The organism is Dysgonomonas mossii (genome assembly GCF_004569505.1).
In the GTDB taxonomy this organism is placed as follows: domain Bacteria; phylum Bacteroidota; class Bacteroidia; order Bacteroidales; family Dysgonomonadaceae; genus Dysgonomonas.
The window spans coordinates 1-388 of record NZ_SPPK01000146.1 but is presented as its reverse complement, the minus strand read 5'-3'; the positions used below and the strand labels follow the sequence as shown (position 1 = coordinate 388).

The window sequence follows — 388 nt, the reverse complement described above, 5'->3', positions numbered from 1 at the left end:
GCGCATACTCCAGCGCCACCAGCAGGATCGTCAGGCTCGCCAGCTTAATGCCCCACAGCGCGGGGGCGGGGAACGCCATCGCCGCCAGCAGGGAGAGGGTAAGCAGCAGAAAGAGGCTGAGCATAAGGCGAGCGAACCCCACGTACTGCTGCCGATGAGGCCAGCCGCGAAGGGGGCGGAAGCTGAGCATGCGTTCGAGCAGCAGTAGCGTAAAGCAGAGCAGAATAAACACGCCGACGGCGATCGGCCGCGGGGCGTCGGCCAGCTCAACGGGCCTGGCGTCCGCGATATTGGCGATGGCAAAGGCGCTGGCGAGCGCAGCGGCGATCAGGGTGGTGGCCAGATGCTGATGAAAATGGCGAAGCCAGGCCTGCACGCTTTCCGGCAG

The 388-nt window shown here is 65.7% G+C and carries 1 protein-coding gene; it reads right to left on the bottom strand.

The genetic code is table 11. The features are described from left to right. Positions 1–388 (bottom strand): hypothetical protein (locus tag E4T88_RS18090; protein ID WP_167755490.1); only part of this gene is annotated, 388 nt, incomplete at both ends.